Consider the following 19,280-nt stretch of genomic DNA (forward strand, 5'->3'; position numbering starts at 1 on the left):
CAATCTAGATTTAACGAAAGAAACAGACAGAATCATCCACTACCAAAAAATAATGAGCACACATAAAAAAAACTCAAACCGATACCGCAAAGCAAAAAGACTACTCAACAAATGGTGGGAAAAACTAAAAAACAAACAAAAAGACTATTACGATAAAAAATCACATCAAATCATCGAAAATAGTTCATTTATAGCAGTACAAAACGAAAACATCATATTCTGGAAACACAACCCATACCTGAGTAGAAAAATACAATTAAACTCACCCAGAAAATTCATGGACAAAATACAATACAAAGCACAATGGAACAACACAGACTTCGAAAAAATACCAGCCAATATTCCCACAACACAAAAATGCAGCAAATGCGGATACAAAAACACAAAACTAAAAGGCCCAAAAAACTTAAACAAAAGAAACTGGAAATGCCCAGAATGCGGAACATACCATGATCGCGATGTCAATGCAGCAATCAACATCCTTAACGAAGGATTAAAAAGATTTAGCCGTCGGTACGCCGGTGCAGTAAAATTATCCTAAAAAATAATACAAAATATTTTTTTTAGGTATGCGAATCCCCGTCGTCATACGACGGGGAGGTTCAATAGTCATTTAGCCAATCTTTTTCCCAACTCATAAGCCTTTTTTAAGTCTTTTGGAAATTGTGTTTCATTGCTTTTCTGCTTAAGTTCGGGATCAAACATGTTGTTTAGATAAGGAGAGTACTGCTTAAACTGTTTTGTATCATATGCATAGAGCGCTTCACATTCACCGAAAATGTTTGTAAGGTATCCCCTCATTATTGCAAGCTGGTCTTCACCGTTGAAATGGCTCATTTCCTCGGTAACATTCATAGTATAAATAATTGCGGTTTTTATCTCTTTTTTGATTTTGGAGACTCTGTTTCCGTCTTCATCAAGGACATATGTGTCTGCTGCAAACAAAAGCTTTTCTAGAAATGCCTGAGCATATGATGTGATTGAACCGTAATATATAGGAGTTCCGATGACTATTGCATCGGCTTTAAGGCACTTTTTAAGGATTTCTTTCAATTCATCTCTCCAGAAACATAACGGATTTTCACTGTTTTTCTTAAGGTGGCATGCAAAGCAGCTCATGCAGCCTTTAAAATCATAGCTGTACAAATCGAAGTATTCAACTTCGGCACTTTCACTTTCTGCCCCTTCAACAACACTTTTGCACAATTTGGCTGTGTTTGCCCTTTTTCTTGGACTGGCATTCAATACAATAACTTTCATGGTTTAATTTATTATTTTCATCATTATTATTTTTGATTGGGTTAGTTTGAAATTACTTCTTTCTTTATATAGGATTTCTTACCAATTATTTCCTATGAAAAGCATATTCGATAAATGTAAATTTGGGGACATGACACTCAACAGCCGAATTATACGGACAGGCCTTTGGGAATCACAGCAGAATGATCTGGATGCAATATATGGCAGGTATGATAAAATTGCTTCAAGCGGTGTGGGGCTGGTAACTTCAGAGTTATATTCGATTTATCCAAAGGATAAGTTCATTGAACATTCTTTCAGGATGGACAGTCGTAATTTTATGACCATGGCAGGCAAGGTTGCAGAGATATGCCACAGCTATGATGTTCCAATTTTAGGTCAGGTTGAATTCATCAAATACAATCGCGGAATCGATTTGGACATTCCGGTCAATGACCTGACCATTGATGATATTAGGAAAATTCAATCAGACATTATTCAGGCAGCTCAAAAACTCCAATTCGCAGGTTTTGACGGTATACAGTTATCTATAGGGAATAATTTTTTCCTATCCAAATTCATCAATCCTTATTATAACCAGAGAAGCGATGAATATGGAGGTAACGTTTTAAATCGTATGCGTCTGGTATTGGAACTGATTAAGGTGATGAAAGACAATATGGATTTGCACATCTCAGTTAAGGTAAACACTTTTGATGAAAGAAAAGACGGTTTCGATTCAGCCGAAAGCCTTGAAGCATGCAAACTGCTTGATAAGGTGGGAGTTGATTCAATACAGATAACAAGGCCATTGTCACCACTCTATTTCACTAAAAAATTGTCCGGTGAAAAGGAGCTTGTTGATTATGCAAACAAGCTGATTAACTCTATTCATACACCAGTCATCGTCGGCGGAGGATTCAATAACATGAATCATATGAATGAAATATTGAACAGCACCAGTATTGAGTTCATGTCAATGTATAGGCCATTCGTATGTGAAAACGACTTTTTAAGAAATTGGGAAAATGGAAGCAGTGATGAATCAAGATGTCTTATGTGCAATAATTGCTACAGGACTAAAAAAAGCACTTGCTATCATTTTTAATTGAATTTTCTACTCTTCTAAAGGAAGAAAAAGTTCAGAAGATAGTATATGGAATGAAGGAGTTATCCATATACTTTAAATGGAAATAGTTAATGTCAGTCAAATCAAAATAGATTGTTAGTTTTAATTATCCGTCAGTTTTCATATTAACGGCGGGATGTTGATTTTTCTCAAAGTTTGCAGATAAATCGAATCATTATTTTGGAACTATCGTGAAAAATATCAGGTCTTCATCTCCTGTGTTGATTATTGAATGAGCTGAGCCTTTAGGACATACATGACATACTCCAGGCTTTAATATTTCCTCCACATCATCGCAGATAGCTATGCCTTCTCCTTTTATTATGTAGTTAATATCATGGTTGCTTTGCTGAAGGTGGGTTCCGATGGATGATTTTGGCGGAATAATGCATTCGACAAATCTTCCAACTTCATTCACTTCCATCTTTGCATTTACTTTGCCTTCGCCATCATTCATGTTTTCAATGTCAATTCCTTTGATTTCATTAAAGTCAATAATCATGTTATCACATCTTATTATATTATTGTTTGTCTAATAAATGTATTAAAAATATTTGGCAAGGCTTTTGGTTATCGACCATTATACCTGTCATCTGCGGTATTGTTTCTTAAGTATTCAATGGAATAATCCTTCAGGGTTCGCTGATATCTTCAAGCAGTTCAGTTGCATTCATAATAATATATGCTGTTTTGCTGAATGATATTTTAAGTTGTTGAAATAACTAGACTAATTCTTAATAGCTATTTAAAAAATATTATTAATTCTATGAAACTCAGGATATATTCTCCACATTACTTTTTTTAGAAATTAATTTATATATGATGATTTATAAAAATAATTGCATAGTCCCGTGGGGTAGTGGCAATCCTTTTGGGCCCTGGACCCAAAGATAGCGGTTCGACTCCGCTCGGGACTACTTAATTATTCACTTATTTTAAAACGCTTAATGCCATTTTCATGACTTTAAGGTCGGTAACTTTCACAATTTCAAGAAATGCTTGTTTATTATCGGGTATATGAAAATTCATGCGATAGTTGTACTACTTTCCTATTATACATTACTTTTTTTTGAAATTTAACGTAAATTAAATATTTCATTCGATTGTTTCTTATGGGTCGAAAAATGATATTATGTTTCCAATAGGGATAATAATATTGAATATTTTGTTATTGAAAAAAATTTTCGTGTTTATAAATAAAAAAAGAGAAATCCATTAGGATTTCTTAATTTAAACAATTATTCACCCAATTTATAAAGTTACTGGTTGAATCACCGGTTCTTTCCGCTTGGGTGTGGCCTTGACCCCAGACAGTTGAAAACTCAACGTTATCAGAGCCGGCTTTTTGATTCACTGCTAAATAAAGATTCACATCAACACATTGTGATGTATCTCCCTGTTCAATACCAGTATTTATCCTCCAGTATTTGGCAACATCAGATGACTCCGCACCGTCATAATAATCACATAAATAAAACATCGGATTGTACATGTCAACTCTTGTTTTTATTGTATTGTTTAAACTATCTGTCTGTGCCAAATCGCTATTATATTCAGTTGCATAATTTGAGGAATAGTCACTGTACTTGGAGTATTCATCACTGTTATTGTTAAGCAAGTCACATAATATCTGATCAAAGTGGGATGAACTGTTGGCATCAAGACCAAATAATCCGTTTTCAGCTTGGGTGCGGTTTAAATCATCAAAAGCTGCTACTGATTTTGAAGGATTTTTACAGTGTTTCACAAATGATTCAAGACTTGTAATTTTTGCAGTGTTTGTACTTGAATCGTATTCAATCCATGTATCATTGCCGTTCAATGAATCGATATATTCCTGTGCTGTCTGATAAGTTTGTGAGCTATCTGAACTTTCACTACTTTGAACATCATCTGTCGGCATGGACCCGCTATCGCCGGGCGCTTCACCTGAAGGCATACTTCCAGAATTGTTTGGAGCATCACCAGAAGGCATCGCTCCCATATCTCCACCGGATGATGGAGTGTATGGGAAAGTTGTATCTGATAGGAAGTTATTCAATGATTCTTCTGTTACTTCCATCATATAATCATAGTAGCTTCCAGAGGTATAAATACCTGAATCGCTTTGTTCAAGTTTTAATGTGTTTCCATTTGGATCTTTTAGGCCTAATTCATTGATGTATGTTGCATATTCGGTTGCAAGGTCATCACTTAATGCACCTGTAAACGTTGAGTTTTCCCGTAAGTATTGCCCCATATTCCATTCATAAGCTTCATCAGCAGTGTCAAGGTTTGTTATAGGACACCAGCACATCGCCCCTTCAATTGCATTTGATAATATGTTTCCATCCTTATCAACCATTGCAGCCCCGATATCTTCAAGATATATATTGTATAGTTCACTGTTTCCTGATGCGCCCATTATTGCAGATTGTGCTCCTCCACCGCTGTGGCCGAAGGTAAAGACTTTTTCTGTATCGCCAGGCAGCACATCACCATTAAATCTATAGTAAGTAACAGCCGCTTTCAGGTCAGTGACTCCATCCGGAGCTTCTGCATTGTCTCTTCCTCTACAGCCCGCATCCAGATAAATAAATCCTGCATCAGTATAATCTTTCACACCATTTCCATTAAAACTGGTTGGTGCAGCACATGAAGAGTAACCTGGTGTATTAACAGGCATTACAATAGGTGCTGAGCCAGCAGTATAATTTCCAACATTACTGGTATCATTTATTGTACAAGTATAAGTTCCATTTGAGTTTTTCTCTCCATTGAAGTACTTTCCAGGAATATAAATTCCACATGATTCATAATTTGTATCTTCCGGGCTGGTACAATAAACTAATCCGATTTGATAGTAAATGTCATTAGTTTCATCATAATTCCAGTTATTCATGTCAATTGAGAGTTTTTCACAAAGTGCTGATTCGTTATAGGAAATTCCATCACCTTTTTGTGTGGAATTACTTCCAAATGCTAAAAAACCTCCAACAACAATCAAAATAATCAGAATAATGATAAGAATTTTATGTATATTTTTCATAATATCACCATTATCAATAATATTTATTATTGAAAAGATTTATTATTTATGACATATTTAAAATAATTTCAAATGAGCGGTTATATTGTGTATTAGATATTTTAATCAAGATATTTCCAACAGCATTCTGCGAAGCAATAATATCCTGGTTTTGGAGTGGATAATCTATTATTCGAATGCAGGTTAAATTTAATTATTTCTTCTATGAGAATTTCTGATGCCAATATTTTTATAAATTTCTAGCCATATAATAATCAATGAGGAGGCAATTGAAAATATGGCTAGTTTGAATTTTGAAGAGGAAAGGATTGAAGTGACACCTATTTTTTATTTTATCAATTACATTAATCTGATTTATGACAACTTTTTGAAGAAAAATTTCACAGATATTACTCCAAGGGATTTCACTTATCTCTCCAATATATTTTTTCATCAGAATATTTCACAAAAGGAATTGGCGGACCTGTTATATGTCTCAGAGTCAAATGTAACCCAAATAGTTAAAAGGCTTGAGAAAAACGGTTACATCCAACGTGAAAACATATCAGACAATAAAAGCAAAAAGATTCTCAATTTGACTAGTGAAGGTAAAGTAGTTATTTTTTCCATATTAAAACAGGTTTATGCATGGGAATCAAAGTTTTTAGAACAATTCAGTGCTGAAGAGCAGGAAATATTCAAAAAAATAATTTATGTCTACTGCGAACAGGCACTTGACTATTAACAAATTTTATATATTTAGTAAAATAAAACTTTTCATTACTTAAGAATCTTAAGTTATAAATTTTGTATTAGGTGATTAAAGATGGCTGATAAAGAAAAAACTATTGAAGTATTGCAAGCTATTGTAACCGGTTTATCCGCAAATTCTTTTGGACACAGAATTCAATCCAAAGTATTTGCAGGATTAGGATTTCAGGCTTTAGGAGACAAATATACAACCCACGCAACTGAAGAAATGGACTTTGTAGAACAGTTCATGGACCGTATCTTAGACTTAGGCGGTGAAATCAAACAGGAAGCTCAAGAGGCTAAACCAATCTTCACTGACATTATAGAGTTCATCGAATACGACTACAACGTATCAGTTGAAGGAATAGCATTCCTAAACGAAGTTATGGATTCCGGAATCTTTGATGCAACAACCTACGACCTGATGAAAGTGTATCTCAAGGATGAAGAGGAAGACATGTACTGGAGCGAACAGCAACTGGACTTAATAAAAATGATTGGAAAACAAAACTACCTGACCCAACTGTTAATTAATGGTCCTACTGCAGAATAACAATATTTAAGGTGGGAGAACAATGGAGATTAAAGCCGTTAAGACATTTGAAAAAGGATTCATGAAACAAACCTTCGCTTTTGGGGGAGAAGAAGGAGTGGAAAATTTCGATGCATCCATTAAATATCGTGCAAGCATTCAAAATTATCTGATCGATACCGGAGATGAAGTGATTTTAGTGGATACTGGTATTCCAGAGGGATTTAATACTCCAGAACCTGATGATTCAACCCCCATCTACAATGGTGGGCTAATCAGCAGTTATGTTGAAGCATTGGAAAAATTAGGCTACAAAGTGGAAGATGTATCAAGGATTCTTCTAACACACAAGCATATTGACCACTCAGGTGAATTGTCAAAATTCCCTAATGCTAAAATCTATATGTCAAAAACTGAAGCAAAAGAGTTAAAACTTGATGGAGACAACATCATTACCGTTGATTATGATGGAAGTTATAAGAATTTCCCGAAGGCTGAAAAGATAGTTGACGGAGTATATCTTATTGAAGCAATAGGACACACTACCGGAAACAGCATAGTCATTGTGGAAATTGGTGATTTGTTCTACATGATTCACGGCGATGTAACATATACAGATGAGGCACTCTATCAAAACAAGCTGTCCATAGTTTTTGAGGACATAGAAAAGGCAAGGGAAACATTGGACAATGTACGTGAATTCATAAAAAACAATCCGACAGTGTATCTCTCAACACACACTCCATTAGGACCTGAAAACCTTGAAAACAAATATGTAATCGATTTGGAAAATCCGCCTGAAAGTATTTATCCTGAATAAATACTTTCTAAACTATTTTTTTTGATTAAAAATGAAAATATTATATTACACATCAACAGGAAATAATTTATTTATCGCAAAGCAATTTGATTGTGATTTAATCAGCATTCCCCAACTTGTGAAAGCCAATGAATTTGATATTGAAGATGATGCTGTAGGAATCGTCTTTCCAGTTTTTTTCGCAACTTCGCCTAAAACTCTCAGAGAGTTCGTTGAAAAGGTAAACATCAAAACAGACTACCTGTTTTTGATAACGTCCTACGGAAGGGACGGTGATCAGAATGCTCTGAGAATAATGAAGGAATCATTCAACAGAAGGGGCATTACTGTTAACTACACAAATTCAGTGTTGATGGTTGATAATTTCCTGCCCGTATTTGATATGGCAGAGGAAATTGATTTGAAAAAAGATTTAAACATCATTGGGGAGATTGAAAAAATAAAAGAGGATGTTCAGGCCAAACGGGAGTATATCCTGGATAAGGAACTTTTTACGGATGTTGAAAATATTGAAGTAGTATTGGAAACTACAATGTGTGAAAAATACCACATTCAGGTTGGAGATGACTGCAGCGGATGTGAAGTCTGCACAAAAGTATGTCCGAGAGGAAACATAGAAATTATTGATGAAAAACCATGCTTTGGAGATGTCTGCGATTTCTGTCTGGGATGCGTTCACCATTGCAAGACACACACGTTAACAATAAACGATGAGGCAAATCCAGATGAAAGATACAGAAATCCGAACATCAGACTTTCAGAGATTATCAAAAGCAACAGGCAAAACGCATAGTAATGGAGATTTAAAAAATGGATAAAAAGATAATAGCGGTCAATGCGGGGCCTAGAAAAGGATGGAATACTGACACTTTGGTTGATGAAGCGATGAACGGCGCCAAATCTGCCGGTGCGGAAGTTGAAAAGTTCAACCTGTTCAGGTTGGAAAAATACACAGGATGCATTTCATGCTTTGGATGCAAAAAGGAAAAATATAAAGGGCACTGCATACGCCGTGATGGTCTGACAGAAGTGCTTGATGCGATACGCAAATCAGATGGATTGATAATCGGATCTCCAAATTATCTGGGCGATATGACTGCCTCATTCAGGGCACTTTATGAAAGATTGGTCTTTCAGAACCTGACATACAATAAGGATGTTCCGTGCTGCAATGAAAACCCTGTTCCTGTACTGATTATTATGACAAGCAACGGTTATGACCATTTCTATGATAATCTACTTAGGAATTATCAGAATTTTCTTAATCTTTTTGTAGGGCCTACAGAATACTTTGTATATGGCGAAACACGCCAGCTCAAGGACTACAGCAAAACAGACTGGTCATGGTATTTTGATGCAGAGGAAATGTATGAAAGGCATGAAAAAGTTTTTCCTCAAAAAAGAAAGGAAGCGTTCCAGAAAGGAAAACAGCTAGTTTTATAGCGGTGTTAATGTGCATTATACGGGAACCGTTTACAGAAACCCCTATGCTCCGCCTTCACCATTGCTTGAGATTACTCAAGGGTGCAGCCATAACCGCTGCAAGTTCTGTAACATGTATGCTGATGTCAAGTTCAAGCCATCTCCAATGGAATGGATTGAAGAGGATTTGGCTGAGATAGCATCCATATATCCTGAAACCACAAGGCTACAGCTGTTAAGTGCCGATCCGTTCAAGTTAAGCTTCACAAGATTAAATGAAATATGTGATTTGATTCACAAATATCTGCCGAACATCGAAACAATGACGATGGCAGCACGTGTTGACAATGTATGTGACAAAAGCGTTGAAGAGTTAAAAATCCTTAGGGACAATGGAATTGTCGAGTTGAATTTGGGTGCTGAAAGCGGGGATGATGAAACGCTAAAAAGCGTCAATAAAGGCTACGGGTCAAAAGACATTCTGGAACAATGCGACAAGCTTGATAAGGCAGGCATCAGGTATTGGCTGACATTTTTAAATGGTGTTGGTGGAAAGCCATTGACCGAGCAGCATGCAGTTAATTCCGGAAAAATATTCAGCCAGACAAATCCGATGGTTGTCGGAACAGGTGGTCTGGTGCTTTTTGAAGGAACTGGACTATTGGCATTATATGAGAGAGGTAAATTCGAACCATTGTCTGAAAGGGGACTGATGGAGGAATTGAAGTTATTCATTGAAAATCTGGACTATGATGGTCCTTTCATAACTCACCATACATTCTCTATGGATTTGAACAGTCCGGATTTCAAGTCAAATAAGAGTAAAATCCTCAAAAATCTGCAGTATGGGATTGATAATCTGGACATGGATAAATTGGCTGAAATAAGAAACAACAAAAGAGGATTATAGGAGTTTGTTATAAAACTATTTTTCATAATATGGGTTTCGCAAAAGAGGTTTTGAATAGTCAAACCTGATTGTTAATGTTAAGATGGATTTTTCTTGTAATAAATAAACTGAATTATTTTGTTCAAATATTTGAACAATTATTTATATATAATTGTTTAATCATTTGAATAAATATTTATATAAGATAATTCAAATATTTGAATAGAAAGTATTGAATCAAGGAGTTGTGCATAATGTTGGAAAAAGAAGAGTTAATCTTAAATTTCATTAAAAATGAATTGAATGATGTTCCTAATGTTTTAAGCAGAGACTTATCTAAAAATAATAAGAAATTCAATGCAAGGGTTGAATTAAATGAATTAAAAGTATATGTTGACACTTTTTTAAATGAAGATACCTCAAATAAGATTGTAGTTTTACCTGGCCTTAGAGGTGTTGGCAAAACCACTCTGATTCTGCAGCTTTATGAATATCTGATGAAAGAAAAGAATATTCCTCCCAGAAATATATTATATATTTCATTTGACGATTTAAATGATTTCGTTGAATGCAGCATTCGTGAAATGGTTGAAATATATTTAAAGGACATGTTTAATAAGAACTTAAGAACTTTAAACGAAAAGGTTTTCATATTCATCGACGAATCACAAATCGACAAGAAATGGGCAAAGACCGGAAAAATCATCTATGACAAATCTTATAACATATTCGTCATATTCACAGGTTCATCAGCTCTCCATCTCGAACAGAACGATGACCTTGCAAGAAGAATGCGCAAAAAATCAATAACTCCCCTAAACTACACACAACACCTTAAATTAAAATATGATTTGAATGTCAGTAACTTATCTGATGATTTGAGAAATCTTATATTTACCGGAAATATTGATAGTGCTGTTAAATCAGAATTTGAAGCCAATAATATGCTGACCAATTGCATCGACTACAATTCCACCGACTGGGACGAATATTTTAAGTTTGGAGCTTTCCCAATACTATTTGATAAAAAGACACACAGGGAAATATGCGAAGATTTAGTTGAAATAACCCAAAGAGTCATTACCAAAGACCTGCCTCAGATAAAAGAACTTTCCTCTGCCAATCAATCAAATGCAAAAAGAATATTGAGGTATTTTGCTCTGCAGCAGCCTGGTGAGCTGACACATGCAAATCTTGCGAATTATTTGAAAACATCCACAGCAAACGTCAATAAAATATTGGATTTGCTTGAAAAAACCCATCTGATTTTCCATTGCGAACCGTATGGGGGTTCAGCCAAAAGGGTTAAAAAAGCCTGGAAGTATTACTTTGCAACACCTAGCATCAGACACGCACTGTCAAGAAAAGTTGGAAACCCCTTACTTGGAAGCGATGATTATGAAGGACTGCTATTAGAAAATCTAATAGCATCAAACCTGTTTAATCTATCCAACATGCAGTTCACCAATTTTACAATATACTATGATGCAAACAAAAAAACAAATGTTGATTTTTTAATCCAGGAAGAATCTGAAAACATCATTCCAATTGAAGTGGGTCGTGGAAAGAAAAAGAAATACCAAATTGAAGATGCAATTAATAGATATGGCTGTGAATACGGTATAGTCGTTGCAAATAATACAAAAACAATTAAAAGAAAAGGAAATGTAATCTACATACCACCAATGACATTTTCATTTTTATAGGCATTGCTGAGGGCATTACTGAAATCAATTTTGTTGTAAGTATGGTGGATGTTATGTTTCCAACAATGCCTTTGTGCAAGTGTATTGCATACATTTAATTCGATTGGAAATGATATTGAGGATTATTAATGTTTTTATTTTTTAGGAGGCTTTTTACCCCATGCTTTCATCCCCATTCCTTCTGTTTCATTAAATCCTCGATAACCATGAACCTCAATCTGGTTTAGTGCATCTTCAAGGGCATTAAACTCTGTATCCGTCAGTTTAACATTCCATGCACCTAAGTTTTCAAGTATTCTTTCCTGGTTTTTTGATCCAGGTATCGGCACGACATTTGGATATTTGTGAAGCATCCATGCAAGGGATATCTGGGCATTTGTTGCATTTTTCTTTTCAGCGTATTCTTCAAGAAGGTCAATGATTGGGCGGTTTGCCTCGATGTTTTCCTTTTTAAGTTGAGGCACGAATTTTCTAACATCATCGCTGTGTGAAAAGTCGGTTGTTGCTTTGACTTTTCCAGAAAGGAATCCGCTTGCAATAGGTGAGAACGGAACCAGGCCTATATTGTTTTCAAGACAATACGGGATTACTTCATCTTCAACTCCCCGCTCGACCATTGAATAAATGTTTTGCACGGCAGAAAGGGGAGTTATCTCATGTGCTTTTTGTATGATGCTTACTGGAACTTGTGAAAGTCCCCATCCACGTATGAGTCCTTCTTCAATTAATTTGCCCATCCCTTCAGCTACTTCTTCTACGGAAATATTCGGATTTACTCTGTGAAGGTAATATAAATCAACATAATCTGTCTGAAGTCTTTCCATTGATTTTTCAAGGTGTGAGCGAAGTGTTTCATATGTTCCTTTTTCTTTTGCTTCGTCTGCAGGTAGGTGAAGCTTTGTGGCAAGCACAATATCGTTTCTAAATTCATTCACTGATTCACCAACGATTTTTTCGTTGTGTCCCATATTTTTTGGCAGAAGATTCGGACCGTAGGCTTCGGCAGTATCATAGAATGTACATCCGAACTCGTGTGCCATTTGTATGGCTTTAATGCTGTATTGTTTATTGGGGATATCGCCGTAACCGTGTGATAAGCCCATGCATCCCATACCTATAGGTGAGACTTCAATATCTCCTAGTATTCTTTTGTTCATTTAATCATCTCTTATCCGATATGTTGAGGCAGTGGAATTCCTTCCTCAATGCTTAACTGTTTTATTTTTAAAAACCATGCCATGTTTCTTGCAAGGTTTTTCATTGTCAATAATCCCTCACGGTCCTGCAGCGCTTCTTCTGCCTTTGTTCCATATATTACGTTCCAGTATGTTGAGCTTATTATAGGCATTTCCGCCCATGTGAAGAACCTGTTTATTGTGTCAATTGCAGTCATTGTTCCGGCTCTTCGGGCACTTGCAACTGCCGCTGCAGGTTTTAGGCGGAATATTCTTTTTCCTCCGAAAAATGATGAGAAGAAAACCCTTGTCATGAAGTTGGTCAGTGTGGGATTAACATTTCCATAATACACTGGCCCGCCGAATATGTAACCGTCATATTCCTCGGCCATTTCAACAAAACGGTTCACCTCATCATCATATACGCATTTTCCCAGTTCGCTGCATTTTCTGCAGTCTATGCATCCTCTGATATCCTTATGACCTATACGGTATATGTCTGCATAGATGCCTTCGTTTTTTAATGTTTCTCTAATCTGATTCAATGCCACGTAGGTGCAGCCTTCCCTGTTTGGACTTCCGTTAACTAAAAGTACTTTCATGTTATCAACTTCCTGTAATAATAATTAAGATTAATTGTTATATATAGTTAATTGTTAACTATGGTTAAGTATTTATAGTGGATAATATAAAACTAATTTTAGATGATTATGATTTACAGTGACAATCCGGAAAAGATATTCTTTTACCATTATGTAGAAGAAATCATTTCAAATTACGGATCATTTTTCAACAGAGTCCTGAAGGACAATGACATGACCATCAAGGAACTGTCAGTTCTTTTAAGGATAAGGTTTGACGACATCACAACCCAGCAGGACCTGGTTGATGTATTCAAGGTAAGCGGAGCATACATTGCAAAACTCCTTCGCAAATTCGAAGACAATGAATACATCAAAAGAGAGGAGGACCCTGAAAACAGACGAAAGAAAAGAGTTAAATTAACAGAAAAAGGAATAAAAAAGACAGATGAACTTATCAAAGTCATAGATGACTGGGAGATGGAAGTGACATCCGATTTAACGGATGAGGAGATAACAACTTTAAAAAACATTCTATTTAAAATCATAAGCAAGGAGGATTAGATTATGGAATTTGATTTGAACAAAAACAAGGAAGTTATTGCACTTTTAGGTGCAGGAAGCATGGGAACTGCAATAGTCAAAAGAATAGGTGCAGGAAAGATAATATTTTTAGGAGACATTAGCGAAGACAATCTTGAAAGCAGAGCCAAAGAGCTAAGATATGAAGGATACATTGTAGAAACACAGATTGTAGATGCAATGGATAAAAGCTCAGTTGAAGCATTTGCAAAGAAAGCTACAGAGATGGGAACATTAAAGCATTTCATAAACACTGCAGGTGCATCACCTAACCAGGCAAGCCCTGAACACATCATCAACCTGGATCTGGTTGCAACATCTGAAACCATAGATGTTTTTGCCGACTACATTGCAGAAGGAGGATCTGGTCTTATTATCTCAAGCCAGACAGGATACATGATGAATATTCCTCCTGAAGTTGAAAATGAAATAGCCATGGCACCTACAGATGAACTTAAAGACATTGACTTTATCAAAAACGATGCAATGGTCAACTCAGGCATTGCATACATTGTCGCTAAAAGGGCAAACCACTTGAGAGTGAGAACAGCGGCCGCAACAACATGGGGTGACAGAAGAGCAAGAATCAACACAATAAGTCCCGGAATTATCGTAACTCCACTGGCTTATGATGAGTTTGAGGCTGCAGGCGAAGGATATCAGGAAATGATAAATTCATCTCCTGCAAGAAGAGTCGGAACCCCTGAGGAAATTGCAAGAGCAGCAGAGTTTCTACTGAGCGATCAAGCCTCATTCATAACTGGAATAGATTTGCTCATTGATGGAGGAGTTATAGCTGCAATAAACAGCGGAAGATATTCTCTTCACGTTGAATAAGGATGTGATATTATGAAATACTTTAAGTTAAATGACGGTAATGAAATACCTTCAATAGGTTTTGGAACATTCCTGATTCCGGCTGACGGAAGCACATACGATGCGGTTTCAAAAGCACTGGAATTCGGAGTAAGGCACATTGACACAGCGGCAGCATATTTCAACGAAGAAGAAGTGGGCCGTGCCGTTAATGACAGTGAAATTGACCGTGAAGATGTCTGGATAACCTCCAAAATGTGGCTTCAGGATTACAAGTATGAAGATGCCAAAAAGGCAATTGATATCTCTTTAAAAAAGCTTCAGACAGATTATATGGATTTATATCTCCTGCATCAGCCGTATGGTGAAGTCGATGAGGCCTGGAGGGCATTGGAAGAAGCCAAAGATGAAGGAAAAATCAAATCAATCGGAGTAAGCAACATGACTCCAAAACTATGGAACCAATTCGTTCCCGAATTTGACACTATGCCTTCTGTAAATCAGGTGGAGTTCAATCCATACTTCCAGCAAAAGGAAATTCGTGAAATAATGGCGAAAGATGATGTTAAACTTGAATCATGGGGTCCGCTAGGTCAGGGAAGCCATAATCTTTTAACCAATCCTGTAATAACAGACCTTGCTGATAAATACGGTAAAAACGCAGGACAGGTCATTTTAAGGTTTGAAAATCAGGAAGGAATTATCGTATTTCCAAAATCCACAAAGGACGAACGCATAAAGTCTAATATGGATATTTTTGATTTCAAGTTAACTGATGCTGAAATGGATAAAATCAGAGCACTTGATACGGGCAAGGGAAGCCATGACCCTGATGCTGAAGGTGTCGGAGAAATGCTTCTTTCAGCATTTGATGTTCATGAGAATGATTAAAAATTCTCATGACTCCCTAAAACTTTTTCTATTAATATTCAAATTAACTTTTCACATGATTATGCACAGACATTTATTGGAGAATTAATTGAGGAGAGTAATTAACGCTCATGCGATAGTTGTGCTACTTTCCTCTCTACACTACTTTTTTTAACACATATGCTAATTAAATATTGTTCAATTGTCATTCAAATATTATGAATAGTTTTTAGAGAATTATAGTGTCATTATGATAATCTAAAAACGTTTTTTACCTTCTAAAAAAATACTCTCTAAAGTAAATATTATCTTCATATTGAAAAAAACTACTTTATGAAGTAGATTTTATATTTTTTTTATAAAAAATTACTTTCAATAGTAAAAAATTTATATTAATTAAATCATATAATATAACAAGTGATGCCTATGATTAAAAGAGAACAGTATCTTGAAGAAATACGCCCGTTAATTGGAAAGGAAATAATTAAAGTTTTAACAGGTATTAGACGTTGCGGTAAATCTACATTACTAAAACAAATTAAAGATGAACTGATTGAAATGGGAATTTCAGAAGAGAATATCCTAGAAATCAATTTCGATTCCATGCACTATCAGGATATTGCTGATAAAGATGATTTAACTGAATATGTTTCCAATTTCATAAAAAATCCCGATGAAAAATATTATTTATTTTTTGATGAAATTCAAAACGTTGAAGGGTGGGAAAGAAGCTTATCCGGATTCATTGTCGATTTTGATGTAGACATATATGTTACGGGGTCTAATGCAAAACTGTTATCCGGAGAGCTTGCAACATACCTCACCGGACGTTATATGGCATTTGACATTTATCCCTTCTCATTTAAAGAGGTAATAGAAATCAATGAACAAAAAGGAAATACCATTGAATTAAATAAACTTTTTGATGATTATCTGAAATGGGGAGGAATGCCATTCATACATGATGTAATTGAAAATCAGGACAACCAGAAAAAAAGGTACCTTCATGATGTCTACAATTCAATAGTCTATGAAGATGTGCTCAAACGGGCAAATGTAAGCAGAATTGATTTAATGGATAAATTAATACGATTTGTAATAATGAATGTAGGACATCATTTCTCAGCTAAAACTGTATCAGATTATCTTAAAACAAGAGCAAAAAGGCATTCCAAACGTGAAACCATATATAATTACTTGACATATTTTGATAATGCATGTTTTATAAACCGGGTGCGCAGAGAAAATATCATGGGTAAAGGCATATTAAAAACAAACGAAAAATTCTATTTAACAGATCATGGATTCAGACAGGCAATCTACGGCCACAATAAAAGAGATGCACAATTAATTCTTGAAAATATAGTGTATATGGAACTTATCAGAAGAGGATATGAAGTAACCATAGGTAATGTGGGCAAAAAAGAAATTGATTTTGTAGCCAAAAAAAATGGATTAAAAAGATATTTCCAAGTTTCCTATGAGGTTAATCAGGAAAGTACTCGTGAGCGGGAATTTGGTCCATTATTGAAAATCAATGACAATTATCCCAAATATTTAATTACAAAAGATGATAATGAATACGATTACGAAGGAATTGAGAAAAAACACATAATTAATTTCTTGACTGGTGATTGGTGGGATTAAACTAATAAATTATTAAAATATAATATTGGAAACATAACGTAGTTTGACCTAAAGTGTGGGTTAAGTTATTGAGAAATGTATCTCGAGTTATATATAACTTAAAGAAGTAAAATAATATTAATTAAATTAATTGAGGTAGTTACATGAAAACTTATGTGATAGTTGTGCTACTTTCCTCTCTACACTACTTTTTTTAGAAATTATACTAATTAGTCTTTTTTAATTCTGTGTTTATATGTACTAAATTTTTTAGTACATGTTATATCTACTATATTTTATAATACATACTAAAATTTATATTATATTAGAAACATACTATAATTTATAATATATTTTTCGGAGGGTGGTAAGAATGACAGATTTGCCTTGGGGAAATAACCAAAATTTAACGGATGAAGAATTTTACAATAGGGAAAGTGAATTAATAAACATCAAAAATATCTTGCATTCAACTAGTCAGGGTCATGCTCCAGATTTATTGTTAACAGGTATAAGGGGGGTTGGCAAAACTGTTTTTCTTAAAAAACTAAAAAGGGAACTGGATGATGAATATCTGGTAGTATATATTGATTTTTCAAAATCCAAATGTTATCAAAAAAATCAGATGAGTATAATAGGATTGATGGAACATTTCTTCAGAGAATTAATTCTTGAATCAAAAAATAAAGGATTAAACACATTAGATAAGCAAATAGAAAAATATTTTAAATCTAATGATTTTAAAATCAGAGAATTCATACAGCTTGATAAAATACCTATACCAATTTTTTCAAAAGAAACAAATGAAGAAAAACTTATAGATTTCACTTTGAATTTACCTGAAAAATTATATAATGAAAACCAAGACAAAATTAAAGGTGTTTTAATATTCATTGATGAATTTCAAATTATTAAAGAACTAAACAATTACAAAGAATCATTTTTATGGAAAATGAGAAGCTACATTCAAAACCAAAGAAACATAGCATACATATTTTCAGGATCAATGAGCTTACAAGATAAATTAATATCTGAAATTGCAAGCCAAAATGGAGCATTTGGAGGAAGAATGATTTCAATAAACATAAATCCCTTTGAAAAAGAAACTGTCAGAAGTTATCTATCAGAAAAAACACCATATATTCTATTCACTGATGATGGCTTTGATAGATTTTACAAATGTACCTCAGGAGTTCCATCATATGTAAATATATTCGCATCACTATTACCAGTTAATGAACATCTGGATGATGATGCAATAAAATTGTATTTTGATAAGAAAATCCAGGCTATAAGTTCTCATTTAATAAATATATGGGCAAGATTATCTTTTAGAGAACAAACAATAATCATAATTCTGCTTGAAAAACCATTAAGGAGAATAGATATAGCAAATGAGTTTGGAATATCAACAGGGTCACTAAGCAATTATTTAAATAATCTTCAAAATCAAGGATTAATACGTCTAAATAATGGAGTATACGAAGTTACTGAGCCTATCCTTAAAAGATGGTTAGAATTAGAATTTAAGGAAAAAGGGATATATCCCTACAGGAACATATAAACTAACTATTAAATGAAAAGAAAAAAATAACTATTTATATATAACTTAAAAAAGTAAAATAATATTAATTAAATTAATTGAGGTTGGTTATATGAAAGGGCATGCGAAAGTTGTCATACTTATGTTCTCTCTACACTACTTTTTTTAGAAATCATGATAATTAAATATTTTCATCTATACTGGGTGAAACTGGGATGGTGGAAATACAAATCCTGAACATCTACTATAATCACTGACATAACCTGAACCAACTAATGATGCAAAGGTAACTACTTGAGTATTATTGGAAAAGTTGAGGGTAAGATACTGAAATTATTTATAAACAATTGATGACAAGCAATTATTGTTATGCCAACAGCAACATAAATCTTGTCAAAAGGAACCAAAAGTTACATAATCCTAATTCGCCATTGTTGATTGGTGAGGTAAAAGAGAGTGATGTTGTACAAGAGGTTAATGAACCCAGCTATATCGATGCTCAAACTAGATTAATTTAATGGTATTTTTATAAAACCCATAAAAATTGTATGGATAACTATTTTTTATGAAAAATAAAAAAATAATATGGG

General features: G+C 34.5%; 19 protein-coding genes and 1 tRNA gene. 15 read left to right on the plus strand and 5 right to left on the minus strand.

The genetic code is table 11. The features are described from left to right. The coding region (locus ACKI2W_RS08900; RefSeq protein ID WP_407381314.1) for an RNA-guided endonuclease InsQ/TnpB family protein at nt 1-541 on the plus strand (541 nt) is incomplete at its 5' end. Nucleotides 542-609: 68 nt separating this feature from the next. On the opposite strand, the gene ACKI2W_RS08905 is transcribed toward ACKI2W_RS08900, so the two are convergent. Beyond that, nucleotides 610-1,260, minus strand: coding sequence for a flavodoxin family protein (locus tag ACKI2W_RS08905; protein ID WP_407381316.1), 651 nt, complete (start codon nt 1,258-1,260; stop codon nt 610-612). Nucleotides 1,261-1,354: 94 nt separating this feature from the next. Here ACKI2W_RS08905 and ACKI2W_RS08910 point away from each other — a divergent pair, with 94 nt between their 5' ends. Further along, nucleotides 1,355-2,347, plus strand: coding sequence for a tRNA-dihydrouridine synthase (locus tag ACKI2W_RS08910; RefSeq protein ID WP_407381318.1), 993 nt, complete (start codon nt 1,355-1,357; stop codon nt 2,345-2,347). A 196-nt stretch (nt 2,348-2,543) separates the two neighbouring features. Here ACKI2W_RS08910 and ACKI2W_RS08915 read toward each other — a convergent pair whose 3' ends face one another. Next, the gene (locus ACKI2W_RS08915; RefSeq protein WP_407381321.1) at nt 2,544-2,870 is read right to left on the minus strand and encodes a cupin domain-containing protein; all 327 of its coding nucleotides are present in this window, start codon (nt 2,868-2,870) and stop codon (nt 2,544-2,546) included. Nucleotides 2,871-3,213: 343 nt separating this feature from the next. Here ACKI2W_RS08915 and ACKI2W_RS08920 point away from each other — a divergent pair. After that, nucleotides 3,214-3,285, plus strand: a tRNA-Gln gene (locus tag ACKI2W_RS08920). A 308-nt stretch (nt 3,286-3,593) separates the two neighbouring features. Here ACKI2W_RS08920 and ACKI2W_RS08925 read toward each other — a convergent pair. After that, entirely contained in the window at nt 3,594-5,396 is a 1,803-nt protein-coding gene (locus tag ACKI2W_RS08925; RefSeq protein ID WP_407381323.1) for a subtype A tannase, read from the minus strand. 277 nt (nt 5,397-5,673) lie between these two features. Here ACKI2W_RS08925 and ACKI2W_RS08930 point away from each other — a divergent pair, with 277 nt between their 5' ends. The 7 genes from ACKI2W_RS08930 (at nt 5,674) to ACKI2W_RS08960 (ending at nt 11,497) form a co-directional block, all read left to right on the plus strand. Then, nucleotides 5,674-6,120: a MarR family transcriptional regulator gene (locus ACKI2W_RS08930; RefSeq protein ID WP_407381325.1), complete on the plus strand. Its 447-nt coding sequence runs from the start codon at nt 5,674-5,676 to the stop codon at nt 6,118-6,120. An 81-nt stretch (nt 6,121-6,201) separates the two neighbouring features. After that, nucleotides 6,202-6,681, plus strand: coding sequence for a bacterioferritin (locus ACKI2W_RS08935; protein WP_407381327.1), 480 nt, complete (start codon nt 6,202-6,204; stop codon nt 6,679-6,681). A gap of 22 nt (nt 6,682-6,703) precedes the next feature. Then, complete coding sequence (locus tag ACKI2W_RS08940) at nt 6,704-7,480, plus strand: MBL fold metallo-hydrolase (RefSeq protein WP_407381329.1); 777 nt, start codon at nt 6,704-6,706, stop codon at nt 7,478-7,480. Nucleotides 7,481-7,511: 31 nt separating this feature from the next. Beyond that, nucleotides 7,512-8,273 (plus strand): EFR1 family ferrodoxin, encoded by a 762-nt coding sequence (locus ACKI2W_RS08945; RefSeq protein WP_407381331.1) that lies wholly within the window; start codon nt 7,512-7,514, stop codon nt 8,271-8,273. A gap of 17 nt (nt 8,274-8,290) precedes the next feature. Then, the gene (locus ACKI2W_RS08950; protein WP_407381333.1) at nt 8,291-8,923 is read left to right on the plus strand and encodes a flavodoxin family protein; all 633 of its coding nucleotides are present in this window, start codon (nt 8,291-8,293) and stop codon (nt 8,921-8,923) included. 10 nt (nt 8,924-8,933) lie between these two features. Next, complete coding sequence (locus ACKI2W_RS08955) at nt 8,934-9,812, plus strand: radical SAM protein (RefSeq protein WP_407381335.1); 879 nt, start codon at nt 8,934-8,936, stop codon at nt 9,810-9,812. Nucleotides 9,813-10,045: 233 nt separating this feature from the next. Beyond that, nucleotides 10,046-11,497, plus strand: coding sequence for an ATP-binding protein (locus ACKI2W_RS08960; protein WP_407381337.1), 1,452 nt, complete (start codon nt 10,046-10,048; stop codon nt 11,495-11,497). Nucleotides 11,498-11,631: 134 nt separating this feature from the next. On the opposite strand, the gene ACKI2W_RS08965 is transcribed toward ACKI2W_RS08960, so the two are convergent. Then, on the minus strand, nt 11,632-12,654 hold the full coding sequence (locus tag ACKI2W_RS08965; protein WP_407381339.1) for an aldo/keto reductase: 1,023 nt from the start codon (nt 12,652-12,654) through the stop codon (nt 11,632-11,634). Nucleotides 12,655-12,665: 11 nt separating this feature from the next. Next, nucleotides 12,666-13,274 (minus strand): flavodoxin family protein, encoded by a 609-nt coding sequence (locus ACKI2W_RS08970; RefSeq protein WP_407381341.1) that lies wholly within the window; start codon nt 13,272-13,274, stop codon nt 12,666-12,668. Between the two features lie 102 nt (nt 13,275-13,376). Here ACKI2W_RS08970 and ACKI2W_RS08975 point away from each other — a divergent pair, with 102 nt between their 5' ends. From ACKI2W_RS08975 to ACKI2W_RS08995, 5 genes are all read left to right on the plus strand, one after another. After that, nucleotides 13,377-13,817 carry a MarR family winged helix-turn-helix transcriptional regulator gene (locus tag ACKI2W_RS08975; RefSeq protein WP_407381343.1) on the plus strand — a complete coding sequence of 147 codons (441 nt, stop codon included), beginning with the start codon at nt 13,377-13,379 and terminating at the stop codon, nt 13,815-13,817. Nucleotides 13,818-13,820: 3 nt separating this feature from the next. Continuing rightward, nucleotides 13,821-14,672 carry an SDR family oxidoreductase gene (locus tag ACKI2W_RS08980; protein ID WP_407381345.1) on the plus strand — a complete coding sequence of 284 codons (852 nt, stop codon included), beginning with the start codon at nt 13,821-13,823 and terminating at the stop codon, nt 14,670-14,672. A 12-nt stretch (nt 14,673-14,684) separates the two neighbouring features. Further along, a complete protein-coding gene (locus ACKI2W_RS08985; protein ID WP_407381347.1) occupies nt 14,685-15,542 on the plus strand; it encodes an aldo/keto reductase in 858 nt (285 codons plus the stop codon). A 405-nt stretch (nt 15,543-15,947) separates the two neighbouring features. After that, a complete protein-coding gene (locus tag ACKI2W_RS08990) occupies nt 15,948-17,168 on the plus strand; it encodes an ATP-binding protein (protein ID WP_407381349.1) in 1,221 nt (406 codons plus the stop codon). Nucleotides 17,169-17,520: 352 nt separating this feature from the next. Beyond that, entirely contained in the window at nt 17,521-18,711 is a 1,191-nt protein-coding gene (locus ACKI2W_RS08995; protein ID WP_407381351.1) for an AAA family ATPase, read from the plus strand. Nucleotides 18,712-19,280 lie beyond the last annotated feature (569 nt).

Source organism: Methanobrevibacter sp. (assembly GCF_045603845.1).
Lineage (GTDB): Archaea > Methanobacteriota > Methanobacteria > Methanobacteriales > Methanobacteriaceae > Methanocatella.